Genomic DNA, 16,494 nt, shown 5'->3' on the forward strand with positions numbered 1-16,494 from the left:
CCCGGCACCGGCATCTGGGGCTTCTGACATGGCGCACATCGTTCTGACTTTCGACAACAACAAGCTTGCCAGCGCCCTTTACGGTCAGTTCGACGAAAACCTGGCCAGGCTCGAGCAGAAGCTCGGCGTCGACATCCGCTCGCGCGGCAACCAGTTGACCATCAAGGGCTCGGCGTCGGCCGCCGAGCAGGCCCGCCGGGCGCTGGATAATCTCTACGGCATTCTTCAGAAGGGTGTCGATATCGGCCAGTCCGACGTTGACGGCGCCGTGCGCATGGCGATTGCCGCGGACGATCAGCTGACCTTGCCGACGCTGGAGCGCAAGGGCAAGGTCTCGGCCGCCCAGATCGCCACCCGCAAGAAGACGATCTATGCCCGCTCGCTCAACCAGGACGCCTATATGCGCGCGCTGGAGCGGTCGGAACTGGTGTTCGGCATCGGCCCGGCCGGCACCGGCAAGACCTATCTGGCGGTAGCGCACGCGGCGATGCTGCTCGAGCGCGGCATGGTCGAACGCATCATCCTGTCGCGGCCGGCCGTGGAAGCCGGCGAACGGCTGGGCTTCCTGCCGGGCGACATGAAGGAGAAGGTCGACCCCTATCTGCGCCCTCTCTATGATGCGCTTTACGACATGATGCCCGCCGACAAGGTCGAGCGCGCCATTGCCGCGGAGGTGATCGAGATCGCGCCGCTCGCCTTCATGCGCGGCCGCACGTTGGCCCATGCAGCCGTCATCCTCGACGAAGCGCAGAACACCACGCCGATGCAGATGAAGATGTTCCTGACGCGTCTCGGCGAGAATTCGCGCATGATCGTCACCGGCGATCCGACGCAGATCGACCTGCCCTCGAACACCAAATCGGGCCTGGTCGAAGCCTTACGCGTGCTGGATGGCGTGGCCGGCGCGGTAACCGTGCGCTTCAACGATGGCGACGTCGTCCGCCATCCGCTGGTGGCGGAAATCGTCCGGGCGTATGACCGGGATGCCAAACTGGCGCGCGGCCTCGGCGCCGAGAATTGATTTTGACGATGCGGCCTCATGCCTGAGGACAACATATCCGGCGACGGGGCACGTCCGGTCCCCGTCGATATTGATATATCAGTCGAAGCAGGCAATTGGCCCGATGAGGCAAGCCTGACACGGCTGGTCGATCGCGCTGTCGCGGCTGCTTTTGCCGAGACCGGCGTGGCGGGCCGCTCCGAACTCAGCCTCGTTTTTTCCGACGACGCCCATATCCGGACCCTCAACGCCGGCTGGCGCGGCAAGGACAAACCGACCAACGTCTTGTCTTTCCCGGCTTTTCCATTTGTGCAAGGCGCTCCATTGCCGCCGATGCTGGGTGACGTCGTGCTCGCCGCCGAGACGGTCGCGCGTGAAGCGGCACTGGAAGACAAGCCTGTCGAGAACCATATCACTCATCTCGTCATCCACGGCCTGCTGCACCTTCTGGGCTACGATCACGAGACCGATGCCGAGGCCGAGGCGATGGAGGCCATCGAGCGCGCAGCGCTCGCAAGGCTTGCCATTCCCGATCCCTACGCGTAACTACAAAAGATCAATTGACCGGACGACGATGAACGACAAACCAGAGACTGCCGCCCGCCCCGACGCCGGCAGTGCGAACAAGGCTTCCGATACGTCGGAAGAGGGATCAAGTCCGAGTACCGTTACCGGCGGCGTTGCCAGCGAAACATCGCCAGCCGGTCCCTCCCTGTTCGACCGCGTGCTGGGCCTGTTCCGGCAGCGCAACGGAACCAGCCTGCGTGAGGAAATCGCGGGGGCGCTTGCCGAAACGGCGAGCGACGCCGGCGCCTTCTCGCCTGGCGAACGCGCCATGCTCAACAACATCCTGCGCTTGCGCGAAGTGCGCGTCGAGGACGTCATGGTGCCGCGCGCCGATATCGAGGCGGTCGAGATCACGACGACGCTCGGCGATCTGCTGGGCACCTTCGAGCAGTCCGGCCATTCGCGCATGCCGGTCTATTCCGAGACGCTCGATGATCCGCGCGGCATGGTGCATATTCGCGACGTGCTGGCCCACATCACCAAGATCGCGCGCGTCAAGAAGGGCCGCTCGACAAGAAAAACCCCTGCCGCCACGGTTCTCGACCTCACGCAGGTTGACCTCGCGCGCACCATTGGCGACCTCAACCTGATCCGCCAGGTGCTGTTCGTGCCGCCGTCGATGCTTGCCTCCGACCTGATGGGCCGTATGCAGACGACGCGCACGCAAATGGCGCTGGTCATCGATGAATATGGCGGCACCGATGGCCTTGCCTCGCTGGAAGACATCGTCGAGATGGTGGTCGGCGACATCGAGGACGAGCATGACGACGATGAGCCGATGATTACCCAGAGCGGCGACGGCGTGTTTATTGTCGACGGTAAGGCCGAGATCGACGATGTCGCCAAGATGATCGGCGAGGATTTCGCCGCCGGCGAACATGGCGAATATGTCGACACCATCGGCGGCATGATCTTCAACACGCTTGGCCGGGTTCCGGCGCGCGGCGAGGTGGTGCAGGCCATCCCCGGCTTCGAATTCCATGTCCTCGATGCCGATCCGCGCCGTGTCAAGCGCGTGCGCATCGTGCAGAGCCAGAAGGCCGAGCGCCGCCGGCGCGCCGCACGCACCGAACAGGCCTAACATCATGCGACTAGACAAGGACTTAAGCGCCCGCGGATGACGGTCGAAGACCCCTTCAAACATTCGATCTTGGGGTCCGGGGTGTTCTACAGGGACCCTCGCGCCGCGCTGGACTGGCTGGAAACGGCCTTCGGTTTCGAGCGCAGCATGGTGGTCAGCGACGCCGATGGAAAGCTCGTCCACTCCGAGATGCGGTTCGGCGACGGCTACATCGTCGATTCCGAATGGACCGGCTACGTCGCCAGCCCCGCTTCCATTTCGGGCAAGAACACGCAATCAGTCTATGTGCGGCTGAAGGACGGCCTGGACGCCCATTGTGAGCACGCCAGGGCAAAGGGCGCCGAGATCATCCAGGAGCCGGAGGATCAGTTCTACGGCGAACGCCAGTACCGGGCACGCGATCCCGAAGGCCATGTCTGGACCTTCACGCAGGCCATTCGCGCTGTTTCGCGTGAAGAGGCCGAACGGCTGGGCGGCGTGCGCATCGAGGGCTGGCACCGGTAGAGCGGTGGCCGGAGCTTGCATTGGAGCCAGCCATCCGACGTTTGGAGTGCTGACCGCGGCCTGTTAAATCTTGCTTCCTGATTCGCGCGACTCGGAAGTTTGCATGGAGCGCCTGGCCGGCCGGATAATTCTGCTTTGGGGTTGGCGGCGCGCGCTGGTGGCGTTTCTCGCCGGGGCGTTTGCCGTGCTTGGCCAGGCACCTTACGATTTCTTCGCTGCCTGCTTCATCTCGTTTCCCTTGCTGGTCTGGCTGCTCGACGGCGCCACCGGCGAATCCTCCGGCAGTCTGTTTCGTCGCCTGCTGCCTGCCTTCGCCGTCGGCTGGTGGTTCGGCTTCGGCTATTTCCTCGCCGGCCTCTGGTGGATCGGCTCGGCACTGCTGGTCGAGGCCGACAGTTTTGCCTGGGCACTTCCCTTCGCGGTGGTCGGCATTCCCTTCGCACTCGCCTTTTTCTACGGCTTTGCGGCAATGGTCGCCCGCCTGCTGTGGAGCAGCGATATCGGCCGCATCGCTGCCCTTGCCTTCGGTTTTGGGCTGGCGGAGTGGCTGCGCGACTTCCTGTTCACTGGTTTTCCCTGGAACGCGGTCGGCTATGCGGCCATGCCCGTGCCCTTGCTGATGCAGAGCGTCTCGGTGACCGGCATGATCGGCATGAACGCGCTCGCGGTGTTCGTCTTCGCCTTACCGGCGCTGCTGGTGGCGCGCCGGCATCTGCGCCTCGGCGCGGCGCTGTTTGCCGTTCTCGCCGCCGCCCATGTCGGTTTCGGCTATGTCAGGCTTGCCACTCCCGAAAAGCCGGCGACACGCAGCCTGGATGTCCGCATCGTCCAGCCGGCCGTGGATCTGTCGGAAAAGTGGGATGCCTCGGTGCGCGACCGCATCTTTGCAACCTTGATGGGGCTATCGGCAAAGGCACCGGACCCCGGTCATGAAAAGCCGCAATTGATCCTCTGGCCCGAAACCTCGGTGCCGTTCCTCTTCACCGAGCGTCCGGACGCATTGACGGCGCTGGGCGACATGCTCGGACCCGGCCAGATGCTGATCGCCGGCGTCGTCCGCGAGGAAGGCGGCTCGGCCGCGAATGCCGACAGCCGCTACTACAACTCCGTGGTGGCGATCGACGACAAGGGTGAAATCGCCGACGCCGTCGACAAGGTTCATCTGGTGCCGTTCGGCGAATACCTGCCTTTCGCCGACCTGCTCGAGCGTTTCGGCATCGAGCAGCTGGTTGCCGGGCCGATGACATTTGCGGCCGGCAACGAGCGGCACGCCATCACTTTGCCTGGCGGCGTCCGTGCGCTGCCATTTATCTGTTATGAGGTGATCTTTCCCGATCTGGTGGCAGTTGACGCTACGTCAGCGCAGCTTATTGTGAACGTCACCAATGATGCGTGGTTCGGTGACACGCCGGGTCCGTATCAGCATTTCAGGCAGGCCCAGATCCGTGCGGTGGAGAATGGATTGCCATTGTTGCGTGCTGCCAACAACGGCATCTCGGCCGTCGTCGATACGCGCGGGCGCGTCGTCGATGCCCTGGCCATCGACGCGCGTGGCGCCATCGATGCACGCGTGCCGATTTCCGGACAGGCGGTCATATCCGCCGGCCAAAGACGCATTAACGGAATGCTGATCATGTTGCTGTTTGCCATCGCCGCCGCATTGTTGAACGTAAGGCAAAGGCTACGGGTGAATTGACAGCCCACACATTAGAAACTCATACTGTAAGCGCCTGAAATTTTCTCGAAGTCGGTGGATCGTTCTGTTGGGGCAGTTGCCGCCGGCTTCGTTTGGGCAAAGAAAAAATAGAGAAAGCCGAAAAAATTCGGCGAGGAAAAAATGACAGAAGACAACAAGAAGAAACCGAATCCGATCGACATCCACGTTGGCAGTCGCATCCGGCTTCGCCGCAATATGCTGGGAATGAGCCAGGAGAAACTTGGCGAGAATCTCGGCATCACATTTCAACAGATTCAGAAATATGAAAAGGGCACCAACCGCGTCGGCGCCAGCCGCCTGCAGGCGATAGCGTCGATTCTCGGCGTGCCAGTCGCCTTCTTTTTCGAGGATGCGCCCGGCCAGGAGGCCGCGCCCGGCCGTGGCTTTGCCGAAGACACGTCGATGGCTTTCGCCGTCGAATTCTGCGGCAGTCCCGAAGGCCTTCAGCTCAACCGCGCCTTTGTCAAGATTGCCGATGCCAAGGTGCGCCGCAGGATCATTGACCTGGTCAAATCCCTCTCCACGGACGATCTCGACTGATCCGCAATCCCGTTTGGACCGGCGGCAGCCTGCCGCCGGTGGCACAAGATAACTGCATCGACATTCATGCCAGAACGGCAGCACCGCTTGACGAGCGGCGCTCCACCCCGCTAACACGTGGCGCGCCAAAATCGGCAGCCTGCCGATCGTTTTTTCAAGAGGGGACACCCGTGACGCGGCAGAATTACTTCTTTACCTCGGAATCCGTTGCCGAGGGCCATCCCGACAAAGTCTGCGACCGGATCTCCGACGAGATCGTCGATCTGGTCTATCGCGAAGCCAAGAAGACCGGCATGGACCCATGGAAAGTCCGTGTCGCCTGCGAGACGCTGGCCACCACCAACCGCGTCGTCATCGCCGGTGAGGTGCGCGTCCCCGAGACGCTGCTGAAGAAGGACAAGGAAGGCAACATCCTCAAGGATGCCGCCGGCCATCCGGTCGTGAATCCGGCGAAGTTCAAGTCGGTAGCCCGCAAGGCGATCCGTGAAATCGGCTATGAGCAGGCCGGCTTCCACTGGAAGAACGCGAAGATCGAGGTGCTGCTGCACGGCCAGTCGCCCGATATCGGCCAGGGCGTCGACAACGCGTCCGACCGTCAGGGCGAGGAAGGTGCCGGCGATCAGGGCATCATGTTCGGCTATGCCTGCCGCGAGACACCGGATCTGATGCCGGCGCCGATCTACTACAGCCACAAGATCCTCGAACTGCTGGCCGCCGCCCGCCACGAAGGCAGCGGCGAGGCCGGCAAGCTCGGTCCTGACGCCAAGAGCCAGGTCACTGTCCGCTACGTCGATGGCAAGGCCGCCGAGGCGACGCAGATCGTGTTGTCGACACAGCATCTCGATGCGAGCTGGGATTCGAAGAAGGTCCGCAAGGTCGTCGAACCCTATATCCGCGAGGCGCTGGGCGAGCTCAAGATCGCCGACAACTGCATGTGGTATATCAACCCGACCGGCAAGTTCGTCATCGGCGGGCCGGATGGCGACGCCGGGCTGACTGGCCGCAAGATCATCGTCGACACCTATGGCGGTGCCGCACCGCATGGCGGCGGCGCTTTCTCGGGCAAGGACACCACCAAGGTCGATCGTTCGGCCGCCTATGCGGCGCGCTACCTCGCCAAGAACGTCGTGGCGGCGAAACTCGCCGACCGCTGCACCATCCAGCTTTCCTACGCCATCGGCGTCGCCCAGCCGCTGTCGGTCTATGTCGACCTGCACGGCACCGGCAAAGTCGACGAGGCCAAGCTTGAAGAAGCGCTGCGCACGGTGATGGATCTGTCGCCGTCAGGCATCCGCCGTCATCTCGATCTCAACAAGCCGATCTACGCCAAGACGTCGTCCTATGGCCATTTTGGCCGCAAGGCTGGCCGCGACGGGTCCTTCTCCTGGGAAAAGACCGATCTCGCCAAGGCGCTCAAGGACGCGGTCGCAGCCTGATAGCGGCACCGCAAAGTCCCGCCATGGACCCGAAGGACAGACCAAGCCGCGCGACCGAAGCCTTCTTCGGTCGCCGGCGCGGCAAGGCCATGCGGCCGCAGCAGGCGGCCGCACTGGAAAGCGGCTTTGGCAAATATCGGCTTGATCTGACGGCTGAACCGCCGGTAGATCTCAGCACTCTGTTTGAAGCGGATGTTTCAGCGGTTCGTCTCGAAATCGGCTTCGGCGGCGGCGAACATCTCCTGCATCGCGCCACCGAGGCTCCATCGATTGGCTTTATCGGCGTCGAGCCCTTCGTCAACGGCATGGCCAAGATGATGATGGCGGTGAGGGAAAAGCCGCTTGCCAATCTCAAGGTCTATGACGACGACGCCACCCGGCTGCTCGACTGGCTGCCGCAGGCGTCGCTCGCCGGCATCGATCTTCTCTATCCGGATCCGTGGCCGAAGAAGAAGCATTGGAAGCGCCGTTTCGTCAGCCCGATCAATCTCGACCGTTTCGCGCGCGTGCTGAAGCCGGGTTCAAAATTCCGCTTTGCCTCCGATATCGACACCTATGTGAACTGGACCTTGCTGCACTGCCGGGCGCATGGCGCATTTGCTTGGCAGGCTTCGGAGGCGGCGGATTGGCATCGGCCCTACGATGGCTGGCCGGGTACGCGTTACGAGGCGAAAGCCATTCGTGAGGGCCGGCGGCCCGCCTATCTTACCTTCATCACGACCTAAGCTGACTGATCGCACGCGGCCTCCGGCGTTCGCCGGCGGCAAGTGCGTGCCTCATCAGTCCGCCAAATCCTTAGAAACGGCCGATCCTGTTGAAGACAGCCGGATCGATGCCGAGCTTGCGCAGGTCGTCCGCGCGCGGCCTACGACCGGCTTCCACGGAACGCGACGCAGCGACTGCACTGCCAAATGTCGTGAAGAGATCGCCTATGGCGGATAGAATCTTGCGGTTGGTCATTGTCGTATCCTTTCGCTGCTGTGACGTGTCGTCATCTTTGCGCGATGCAACATAAATGGTGATGCAAGGTCGAGGCTCACAGGAGCACTACCGCATGGAGGCCATGCGTCTGGCGCAACACTGAGGTTGCCACGGCTTTTGTCCGCACGGGCACGGCGGGCTTGAAACAACGGCCATGATCGTTTATATCAGCCTCAAATTCTTGGTCGGTATGACGAAGAGTGGGTCCACCCGGTCCCGCTCTTTTTTATTACCTGCCGGTAGCTTCGGGTAGAACGACAGGGATCGAATGACTGCAACGGCAAGCGAAAGCGACGACCGCATCATCCGCGAAAGCGGCATCGATGCGCGCATCGCGCTGATCGTCCAGCCGGTTCTGCGCGGCATCGGCTTCCGCCTCGTGCGGGTGCATCTGTCGGGCCAGAACGGGCTGACGCTGCAGATCATGGCCGAGCGCGAGGACGGCACCATGACCGTCGAGGATTGCGAAGAGGTCAGCCGCGCGGTGTCGCCGGCCCTCGACGTCGATGACCCGATCGAAAAGGCCTATCACCTCGAAGTCTCTTCGCCCGGCATCGACCGGCCGCTGGTCCGCAAATCGGATTTCGCGACCTGGACCGGCCATCTGGTCAAGATGGAGACGTCGATCATCGTCGCCGACCGCAAGCGGTTCAAGGGCAAGATCGTCGAGGCCGGTGACAACGATGTGCTGATCGAGCGCGAAAAGGCCGCCTATGGCGAAGAGCCGACGGTGCGGGTCCCCTATGACGCGATTGCCGAAACGCGCCTGATCCTGACGGACGATCTCATTCGCGATGCTCTGTCGAAAGACAACAGGGCGCGCAAGGAAGCCAAGAAACGCCGCGGCGAACCGGACGATGATGCGCCCGAGGGTGCGGATGCCGGCGCGGAAAACGAAACCGAACAGGAACTATGATTGAGCTGCCGGGCGCAAAGGTCCGGCAAACAGGCTCGGGAGAAAAACGATGGTTGTAAGCGCCAACAGGCTTGAACTGCTGCAGATCGCCGATGCGGTCGCGCGTGAAAAGTCGATCGACAAGTCGATCGTCATCGCCGCCATGGCCGATGCGATCCAGAAGGCAGCGCGTTCGCGTTACGGTCAGGAGACCAACATCCGCGCCGACATCAACCCGAACACCGGCGAGATGAAGCTGCAGCGGCTGATGGAAGTGGTCGAGAAGGTCGACGACTACGCCACCCAGATCGCCATCTCCTCGGCGCGCGAGCGCAATCCCGACGCCCAGCTCGGCGACTTCATCGCCGAACAGCTGCCGCCGATGGATTTCGGCCGCATCGCCGCCCAATCGGCCAAGCAGGTCATCGTGCAGAAGGTGCGTGAGGCCGAGCGCGACCGCCAGTATGACGAATACAAGGACCGCATCGGCGAGATCGTCAACGGCACGGTCAAGCGTGTCGAATATGGCAACGTCATCGTCGATCTCGGCCGTGGCGAGGCGATCATCCGTCGCGACGAACTGATCCCGCGCGAAAACTATAAATATGGCGACCGCGTCCGCGCCTATGTCTACGACGTGCGCCGCGAGCAGCGCGGCCCGCAGATCTTCCTGTCGCGCACCCATCCGCAGTTCATGGCCAAGCTGTTCACCATGGAAGTGCCGGAAATCTATGACGGCATCATCGAGATCAAGTCGGTCGCCCGCGACCCCGGTTCTCGCGCCAAGATCGCCGTCATCTCGCGTGATTCTTCGATCGATCCGGTCGGTGCCTGCGTCGGTATGCGCGGCAGCCGCGTCCAGGCCGTCGTCGGCGAATTGCAGGGCGAGAAGATCGACATCATTCCGTGGTCGCCTTCGGCCGCGTCCTTCATCGTCAACGCGCTGCAGCCGGCGGAAGTCGCCAAGGTCGTGCTCGACGAGGATGCCGAACGCATTGAAGTCGTGGTTCCCGACGACCAGCTGTCGTTGGCTATCGGCCGCCGCGGCCAGAACGTGCGGCTCGCCTCGCAGCTGACCGGCTGGGACATCGACATCCTGACCGAGGCCGAAGAATCCGAGCGTCGCCAGAAGGAATTCGTCGAGCGCTCGTCGCTGTTCATGGAAGCCCTCGACGTCGACGAGATGGTCGGCCAGGTGCTGGCTTCCGAAGGCTTCACCAGCGTGGAGGAAGTCGCCTATGTCGATTCCGGCGAGATCGCCTCGATCGACGGCTTCGACGAAGACACCGCTTCGGAAATCCAGACCCGCGCCCGCGAGTACCTGGAGAAGATCGAAGCCGAGCACGACGACAAGCGCAAGGCGCTCGGCGTCTCCGACGAATTGCGCGAAATCCCCGGCATCACCACCGCCATGATGGTGACGCTTGGCGAGGACGGCGTGAAGACGATCGAGGATTTTGCCGGCTATGCCGCCGACGACCTGACCGGCTGGAAGGAACGCAAGGACGGCGAGACGAAGGTGTATCCGGGCGTGCTGGCCAGTCATGGCGTGACACGCGCCGATGCCGAACAGATGGTTCTGGCCGCCCGCCTCAAGGCTGGCTGGATCACCGAAGACGAGCTTGCAGCCGAAGAAGAAACGGCTGACGAAGCCGTTGGTGCGTGAGGTGAAACCGCATCGCACCGAACCCGCCCTTGGACGAGATGAACGATCGCACCTGCATCGTCACCCGCAGGCAGGCCGAACCGGATGAATTGATCCGGTTCGTCGTCGGCCCGGATTCGGCCGTCGTTCCCGACATCAAGAGAAATCTGCCCGGCCGTGGTTGCTGGGTGACCGCCGACCGCCTACATATCGACAAGGCTGCGGCGAAGAACCTTTTTGCCCGCGCCTTCAAGGCACAGGTGGTCGTGCCGCCCGATCTTGGCGGCATGGTCGACGGGCTACTTTCCAGATACGCTCTGGGCATGCTTGGGCTTGCTCGCAAGGCAGGCGCGATTTCTCTTGGAGCCACAAAGGTCGAGAGCGCGGTGCGCGGCGGCCTGGCGCTTTTCGTGCTCCATGCGACCGAGGCCTCCGACGACGGCGTGCGCAAGATCAGCCAGGCGCGACGGGCGACAGTCCATCTCGGCGGGCCCGCTATCCTTGCCTACAAACTTTTCTCCGAGGCCGAGTTGAGCTTGGCATTGGGGGGTACAAATGTGATACATGCTGCCGTTCTCGCGGGAGACGCGGGCAGGGCGGTCCAGAAGCGCATGGTTGCGCTCGACCGGTATCGGGGCGGTTCCCCGGACGATCTGGCAATGCTTGCGGCTGTTGCTGACGAAGATGATGCCGCAGAGGATATGGAATGAGCGATACGAAATCGGGTGACGACAATACGCTGAGTGTGACGCCGAAGAAGACCTTGACGCTGAAGCGCCCCGGTATGGAACAGGGCACAGTGCGCCAGAACTTCTCGCACGGCCGCACCAAGCAGGTCGTCGTCGAAACCAAGAAGCGCAAATTCTCGATGCCCGGCGACAAGCCGGAGCCGGTTGCCGCACCCGTCTTCACACCGAAGCCGGCGGTTGTGGCCGCACCCGTCGTGCAGGAAGCGCCGAAGGCGCCGCCACCACCGCCGCCTCCGGTCGAGCGCAGCGGCATGGTGCTGAACGAACTGTCGCGCAGTGAAATGGAAGCGCGCCGCAGGGCGCTCGAAGGCTCGAAGGTGCGCGAGGTCGAGGACCGTCAGCGCGCCGCCGAGGACGCCAAGCGCCGCGCCGAGGACGAAGAGCGCCGTCGCCGCGAACGCGAGGAATCCGCGCGCCGCCAGGCCGAGGAAGAGGCGCGGTTGCAGACCGAGGCCGAGTCCCGCCGTCGCGCCGAGGAAGAGGCACGCCGCCGTGCGCCGCTGGCCGCTGAACTGGCGACGGTCGACGACGAAGAAGAGGTCAAGCCGAAGCGGACTAGCGCCGGTGTGCCGGTGCGCCGTCCGGTCACGCCTGAAGTGGCGCGTCCGGCCAAGCCGACCAAGGCCGAGGAAGATCGCCGCCGTGGCAAGCTGACGCTGAATTCCGCATTGTCCGATGAGGACGCGCGGGCCCGTTCGCTGTCATCGATGCGCCGCCGCCAGGAAAAATTCAAGCGCGCGATGCACAATGAGCCGCGCGAGAAAGTCATGCGCGAAGTGATCTTGCCAGAAACCATCACCATCCAGGAACTTGCGCAACGCATGTCCGAGCGTGCGGTCGACCTGGTCAAGTTCTTCATGAAGCAGGGCCAGATCCTGAAGCCAGGCGACGTCATCGACGCCGATACGGCGGAACTGGTTGCCACCGAATTCGGCCATACGGTTCGCCGCGTCGCCGAATCCGACATCGAGGAAGGCCTGTTCAACATCGCCGACAATGCCGAGGACCTGGTGACACGTCCGCCCGTCGTGACGATCATGGGCCACGTCGATCACGGCAAGACCTCGCTGCTCGACGCCATTCGCAATGCCAATGTCGTCTCCGGCGAAGCCGGTGGCATCACCCAGCATATTGGCGCCTACCAAGTCGAGAAGAACGGTCACAAGATCACCTTCATCGACACGCCCGGCCACGCCGCCTTCACGGCGATGCGTGCTCGCGGCGCCCAGGCGACCGACATCGCCATCCTGGTGGTTGCGGCCGACGACAGCGTCATGCCGCAGACGATCGAATCGATCAGCCACGCCAAGGCGGCCGGCGTTCCGATCATCGTGGCGATCAACAAGATCGACAAGCATGATGCCGATCCGCAGAAGGTGCGCTCCGAACTGCTGCGCCACGAGGTCTTCGTCGAATCCATGGGCGGTGAAGTGCTGGACGTCGAAGTGTCGGCGACCAAGGGCACCAATCTCGACAAGCTGCTCGAGGCGATCCTGCTGCAGGCCGAAATCCTCGACCTCAAGGCCAATCCGGACCGTACCGCCGAGGGTGTCGTCATCGAGGCCCAACTCGACAAGGGCCGTGGCCCCGTCGCCACCGTGCTGGTGCAGACCGGCACGCTGATGCCGGGCGACATCCTTGTCGCAGGCAACGAATGGGGCCGGGTGCGCGCGCTGGTCAACGATCGTGGCGGGCAGATCAAGGAAGCACCGCCGGCGATGCCGGTCGAAGTGCTTGGCCTGCAGGGTACTCCGCAGGCCGGTGACCGCTTCGCCGTGGTCAACAACGAAGCCCGTGCCCGCGAGATCACCGAATATCGCCAGCGTCTGGCGCGCGAGAAGGCGGTTGCCAAGCATGCCGGTCAGCGCGGTTCGCTCGAGCAGATGATGTCGCAGTTGCAGACAAGCGGGCTGAAGGAATTCCCGCTGGTCATCAAGGGCGACGTGCAGGGCTCGATAGAGGCGATCAACGCGGCGCTCGACAAGCTCGGCACCGACGAAGTGCGTGCGCGCATCGTTCATGCCGGCGCCGGTGCCATCACCGAAAGCGACGTGTCGCTGGCGGAGACTTCGGGTGCGGCGATCATCGGCTTCAATGTTCGTGCCAACGTGCAGGCACGAGCCGCTGCCGCTGCCGCCGGCATCGAGATTCGCTACTACTCGATCATCTACAACCTTGTGGATGACGTGAAGGCGGCTCTGTCGGGCCTGTTGTCGCCGGAGCGTCGCGAGACCTTCATCGGCAATGCGCAGATCCTCGAAATCTTCGACATCACCAAGGTCGGCAAGATCGCCGGCTGCCGTGTCACCGAAGGCAAGGTCGAGCGTGGTGCGGGCGTGCGCCTGATCCGCGACAATGTCGTCATCCACGAAGGCACGCTGAAGACCCTGAAGCGCTTCAAGGACGAGGTTGCGGAAGTTCCCGGCGGCCAGGAGTGCGGCATGGCTTTCCAGAACTACGAGGACATGCGCGTCGGCGACATCATCGAGTGCTTCCGCGTCGAGATGGTGACCCGGACGCTCTGAGTTCGAGTGACTTGTCGATACCGGGCGGTGGTCGAAAGACCGCCGCCCCAGTCCTGTTGAATGACCATATGAAACATGCGGCACGGTCCCATCCCGCGCCCCACGCTTTCAGGATCGAGAAAAATGCCCCGTCCAACCACATCCAGCCCATCCCAGCGCATGCTGCGCGTCGCCGAACAGGTGCGCCATGCCTTGTCCGAAACCTTGCAGCGCGGCGAGATCATCGATCCGCTGATCGAGAACACCGTGGTTTCGGTCTCGGAAGTGCGCATGTCGCCCGACCTGAAGGTCGCCACCGCTTTCGTCTCTCCGCTCGGCGCCAAGGATACCGATGCGGTGGTCGAGGCGCTGAACAAGCATGCGAAGTTCGTGCGTGGCCGTGTCTCCGGCGCGCTGCGGCAGATGAAGTTCATGCCGGAGTTCCGCTTCAAGCTCGACACCTCCTTCGACAATTTCGCCAGGATCAACGATCTCTTGAAGTCGCCCGAAGTAGCGCGCGATCTTGGCTCCGAAGACCAGGACAAAGACGACAACAAGGACACCGAATAGTGGCGCGTCGCGGCAAGAAGAAGGGCCGGCCGATCTCGGGCTGGCTGGTCCTGGACAAGCCGGTCGGCATGGGTTCGACCGAAGCCGTCTCAAAGATCAAATGGCTGTTCCAGGCGGAAAAGGCCGGCCATGCCGGCACGCTCGATCCGCTGGCGTCCGGCATGCTGCCGATCGCGCTTGGCGAAGCCACCAAGACCGTGCCTTACGTGCAGGACGGCGCCAAGATCTATCGCTTCACCGTTGCCTGGGGGCAGGAGCGTTCGACCGATGACCTCGAAGGTCCTGTGACGAAGAGCTCGGACCTGCGTCCAGCGGAAGCCGAGGTGCTTGCGCTGCTGCCGAAATACACCGGCGTCATCATGCAGACGCCGCCGCAATTCTCGGCCATCAAGATATCAGGCGAGCGCGCCTATGATCTGGCCCGCGACGGTGCGACGGTCGACATACCCGCACGAGAGGTCGAGATCGGCCGGCTCGATATTGTCGAGCACGATGGCGACCATACTGTTTTCGAGGTCGAATGCGGCAAGGGCACCTATGTGCGCTCGCTGGCCCGCGACATGGGCCGCGATCTCGGCTGTTTCGGCCATATTTCCGAACTGCGCCGGGTCGAGGTCGAGCCGTTCACGCCGGAGGACTTCGTCACCATCGCCGAACTGGAGGCCGCCCGTTTCGGCGCGCCGGGTGAAGACGACCCGGACGCGACAGATGCCGCTGACACGGTTGAAGCCGCTGGCGCGGTGGAAGCGCCGATCGACTTCGACCCCATCGACGCGCTTTTGGTGGATACATCCGCTGCCCTCGACTGCCTGCCGCAGGTCGCCATCAGCGACGAAGCGGCGACGAAGATCCGCCTCGGCAATCCGGTCATCATCCGCGGCCGCGACGCACCAGTGGAAGCCGAGGAAGCCTGCGCCACGGCGCGCGGCAAGCTGGTCGCCATCGGTGCCATCGAGCAAGGCATGTTCAAGCCCAAGCGGGTCTTTGCCGGCTGACGGCCAAAGCAATTCCAGGAAAAGCGAGAGCGGTTTTCCGTCCGGAATTGCGACAAAACAAAACAAGGTTTTAACTTCAGGTCGACTTTGCGCTCGAGGGGCATATGGAAAAGGCCGAGGCGGTGAAAAAGCGGGCGCCGGTGAAGACGCGGCGGCCGCCGGTCGGGGCGTCGCCTGGCACGCTGATCGCCGATCCGGCAGCGCGGCGCTCGGAACTGCGGCTGACCCTGATCTCGCCGCAGAAATTCAAGACCATCGAAAATGCCAGCATCGACGACCTGAACACCCATTGCGACAAATGGCCGGTCATCTGGCTCGACTGCACCGGCCTCGCCAACATTCCGCTGATCGAGGAGATCGGCCGCATTTTCAGCCTGCATCCGCTGGCGCTGGAGGACGTCGTCAACACCGGCCAGCGGCCGAAGGTAGACTTCTTCGAGGATCATGCCTTCGTCGTCGTCAGGATGATCGACGATGTTACGTCGCACCGCTACGAGCAGATCGCCGTCTTCTTCGGCAAGAACTTCGTCGTCACCTTCCAGGAGCGTGAAGGCGATCCGTTCAATCCCGTGCGCAAGCGCATCGAGAGCTCGGCGCCCAACCGGTTGCGCGCGCGCGGCGCCGACTACCTCGCCTACGCGCTGATCGACGCTGTCGTCGACAGCTATTTCCCGCCGATCGAGGCCGCGGGCGACATGGTCGACGGCATCGAGGACGAAATGCTGCACACGACACACAAGCATCAGATGCGGCAGCTGCATGAATTGCGGCGCGATGCCAATGTGCTGAAGGGGGTGCTGTGGCCGATGCGCGATGCGCTGGCAACGCTAATCCGCAACGACGTGCCCTATGTGAAGGCCGAAACCAAGATCTTTCTCAACGACACGCTCGACCATTCGCTCAGGCTGATCGAACTGGTCGAAACCCAGCGCGACATGCTGACCGGCCTGATCGAGATGCATCTGTCGCTGAGCCAGGCGCGCACCAACGACGTCATCAGCTACCTCACCATCGTCTCGGTCATCTTCATGCCGCTCACCTTCCTGGTCGGCATCTGGGGCATGAATTTCGATCCGGAGTCTTCGCCCTGGAACATGCCGGAGCTGAAAGCCTATTATGGCTATCCGGCATCGTTGCTGTTCATGGCGCTTGTCGCGTTTGGGCTGATCGCCTTCTTCAAATGGAAGAAATGGCTATAACAAGGATAAAACCTGTCATTTTGGGCTGAAAAGCCGGCTTGTGAATTGGGCTGGTGTTTTCCCGGGAATTGCACTATACGCGCCGCAGCATAGCGCTATGACGCTTTGCTT

General features: G+C 62.8%; 16 protein-coding genes. 15 read left to right on the forward strand and 1 reads right to left on the reverse strand.

From position 1 onward, the window contains the following. Positions 1-28 precede the first annotated feature (28 nt). From HNQ71_RS30625 to trmB, 8 genes are all read left to right on the forward strand, one after another. Entirely contained in the window at positions 29-1,021 is a 993-nt protein-coding gene (locus HNQ71_RS30625; protein WP_023758127.1) for a PhoH family protein, read from the forward strand. 18 nt (positions 1,022-1,039) lie between these two features. Beyond that, a complete protein-coding gene (ybeY, locus tag HNQ71_RS30630) occupies positions 1,040-1,546 on the forward strand; it encodes an rRNA maturation RNase YbeY (RefSeq protein WP_184877525.1) in 507 nt (168 codons plus the stop codon). A gap of 28 nt (positions 1,547-1,574) precedes the next feature. Further along, positions 1,575-2,648 carry a hemolysin family protein gene (locus HNQ71_RS30635; protein ID WP_184877527.1) on the forward strand — a complete coding sequence of 358 codons (1,074 nt, stop codon included), beginning with the start codon at positions 1,575-1,577 and terminating at the stop codon, positions 2,646-2,648. Positions 2,649-2,684: 36 nt separating this feature from the next. Then, on the forward strand, positions 2,685-3,152 hold the full coding sequence (locus HNQ71_RS30640) for a VOC family protein (RefSeq protein WP_184877529.1): 468 nt from the start codon (positions 2,685-2,687) through the stop codon (positions 3,150-3,152). Between the two features lie 103 nt (positions 3,153-3,255). Then, positions 3,256-4,848 carry an apolipoprotein N-acyltransferase gene (gene lnt, locus HNQ71_RS30645; protein WP_184877531.1) on the forward strand — a complete coding sequence of 531 codons (1,593 nt, stop codon included), beginning with the start codon at positions 3,256-3,258 and terminating at the stop codon, positions 4,846-4,848. A gap of 141 nt (positions 4,849-4,989) precedes the next feature. Beyond that, positions 4,990-5,409 carry a helix-turn-helix domain-containing protein gene (locus HNQ71_RS30650; RefSeq protein WP_095082429.1) on the forward strand — a complete coding sequence of 140 codons (420 nt, stop codon included), beginning with the start codon at positions 4,990-4,992 and terminating at the stop codon, positions 5,407-5,409. Between the two features lie 170 nt (positions 5,410-5,579). Then, complete coding sequence (metK, locus tag HNQ71_RS30655; protein ID WP_184877533.1) at positions 5,580-6,845, forward strand: methionine adenosyltransferase; 1,266 nt, start codon at positions 5,580-5,582, stop codon at positions 6,843-6,845. Between the two features lie 23 nt (positions 6,846-6,868). After that, positions 6,869-7,570, forward strand: coding sequence for a tRNA (guanine(46)-N(7))-methyltransferase TrmB (trmB, locus tag HNQ71_RS30660; protein WP_184877535.1), 702 nt, complete (start codon positions 6,869-6,871; stop codon positions 7,568-7,570). Positions 7,571-7,640: 70 nt separating this feature from the next. On the opposite strand, the gene HNQ71_RS30665 is transcribed toward trmB, so the two are convergent. Continuing rightward, entirely contained in the window at positions 7,641-7,805 is a 165-nt protein-coding gene (locus HNQ71_RS30665; protein WP_184877536.1) for a hypothetical protein, read from the reverse strand. Positions 7,806-8,094: 289 nt separating this feature from the next. On the opposite strand from HNQ71_RS30665, the gene rimP reads away from it, so the two are divergent. The 7 genes from rimP to corA all read left to right on the forward strand — a co-directional run bounded on the left by rimP (position 8,095) and on the right by corA (position 16,383). Further along, complete coding sequence (gene rimP, locus HNQ71_RS30670; RefSeq protein ID WP_184877553.1) at positions 8,095-8,742, forward strand: ribosome maturation factor RimP; 648 nt, start codon at positions 8,095-8,097, stop codon at positions 8,740-8,742. 49 nt (positions 8,743-8,791) lie between these two features. Continuing rightward, positions 8,792-10,387 carry a transcription termination factor NusA gene (nusA, locus tag HNQ71_RS30675; protein ID WP_184877555.1) on the forward strand — a complete coding sequence of 532 codons (1,596 nt, stop codon included), beginning with the start codon at positions 8,792-8,794 and terminating at the stop codon, positions 10,385-10,387. Between the two features lie 38 nt (positions 10,388-10,425). After that, positions 10,426-11,076 (forward strand): RNA-binding protein, encoded by a 651-nt coding sequence (locus HNQ71_RS30680; RefSeq protein WP_184877742.1) that lies wholly within the window; start codon positions 10,426-10,428, stop codon positions 11,074-11,076. Beyond that, entirely contained in the window at positions 11,073-13,640 is a 2,568-nt protein-coding gene (infB, locus tag HNQ71_RS30685; protein ID WP_184877558.1) for a translation initiation factor IF-2, read from the forward strand. The genes HNQ71_RS30680 and infB overlap by 4 nt, the downstream gene beginning before the upstream one ends. 123 nt (positions 13,641-13,763) lie before the next feature. Then, the gene (rbfA, locus tag HNQ71_RS30690; protein ID WP_184877560.1) at positions 13,764-14,189 is read left to right on the forward strand and encodes a 30S ribosome-binding factor RbfA; all 426 of its coding nucleotides are present in this window, start codon (positions 13,764-13,766) and stop codon (positions 14,187-14,189) included. Then, the gene (truB, locus tag HNQ71_RS30695) at positions 14,189-15,184 is read left to right on the forward strand and encodes a tRNA pseudouridine(55) synthase TruB (protein ID WP_184877562.1); all 996 of its coding nucleotides are present in this window, start codon (positions 14,189-14,191) and stop codon (positions 15,182-15,184) included. Before rbfA ends, truB begins: the two co-directional genes overlap by 1 nt. 104 nt (positions 15,185-15,288) lie before the next feature. After that, positions 15,289-16,383: a magnesium/cobalt transporter CorA gene (gene corA, locus HNQ71_RS30700; RefSeq protein WP_184877564.1), complete on the forward strand. Its 1,095-nt coding sequence runs from the start codon at positions 15,289-15,291 to the stop codon at positions 16,381-16,383. Positions 16,384-16,494: the final 111 nt, after the last annotated feature.

It is taken from the genome of Mesorhizobium sangaii (assembly GCF_014207355.1).
Taxonomy (GTDB): Bacteria; Pseudomonadota; Alphaproteobacteria; order Rhizobiales; family Rhizobiaceae; genus Mesorhizobium; species Mesorhizobium sangaii.

Excerpts from the sequence above, each read along its gene's own strand:
- nusA (WP_184877555.1), top strand. The coding sequence starts at position 8,792 with ATGGTTGTAAGCGCCAACAGGCTTGAACTGCTGCAGATCGCCGATGCG.
- corA (WP_184877564.1), top strand. The coding sequence starts at position 15,289 with ATGGAAAAGGCCGAGGCGGTGAAAAAGCGGGCGCCGGTGAAGACGCGG.
- lnt (WP_184877531.1), top strand. The coding sequence starts at position 3,256 with ATGGAGCGCCTGGCCGGCCGGATAATTCTGCTTTGGGGTTGGCGGCGC.
- HNQ71_RS30640 (WP_184877529.1), top strand. The coding sequence starts at position 2,685 with ATGACGGTCGAAGACCCCTTCAAACATTCGATCTTGGGGTCCGGGGTG.
- rimP (WP_184877553.1), top strand. The coding sequence starts at position 8,095 with ATGACTGCAACGGCAAGCGAAAGCGACGACCGCATCATCCGCGAAAGC.
- rbfA (WP_184877560.1), top strand. The coding sequence starts at position 13,764 with ATGCCCCGTCCAACCACATCCAGCCCATCCCAGCGCATGCTGCGCGTC.
- HNQ71_RS30650 (WP_095082429.1), top strand. The coding sequence starts at position 4,990 with ATGACAGAAGACAACAAGAAGAAACCGAATCCGATCGACATCCACGTT.
- infB (WP_184877558.1), top strand. The coding sequence starts at position 11,073 with ATGAGCGATACGAAATCGGGTGACGACAATACGCTGAGTGTGACGCCG.
- HNQ71_RS30665 (WP_184877536.1), bottom strand. The coding sequence starts at position 7,805 with ATGACCAACCGCAAGATTCTATCCGCCATAGGCGATCTCTTCACGACA.
- ybeY (WP_184877525.1), top strand. The coding sequence starts at position 1,040 with ATGCCTGAGGACAACATATCCGGCGACGGGGCACGTCCGGTCCCCGTC.
- HNQ71_RS30635 (WP_184877527.1), top strand. The coding sequence starts at position 1,575 with ATGAACGACAAACCAGAGACTGCCGCCCGCCCCGACGCCGGCAGTGCG.
- trmB (WP_184877535.1), top strand. The coding sequence starts at position 6,869 with ATGGACCCGAAGGACAGACCAAGCCGCGCGACCGAAGCCTTCTTCGGT.
- HNQ71_RS30680 (WP_184877742.1), top strand. The coding sequence starts at position 10,426 with ATGAACGATCGCACCTGCATCGTCACCCGCAGGCAGGCCGAACCGGAT.
- HNQ71_RS30625 (WP_023758127.1), top strand. The coding sequence starts at position 29 with ATGGCGCACATCGTTCTGACTTTCGACAACAACAAGCTTGCCAGCGCC.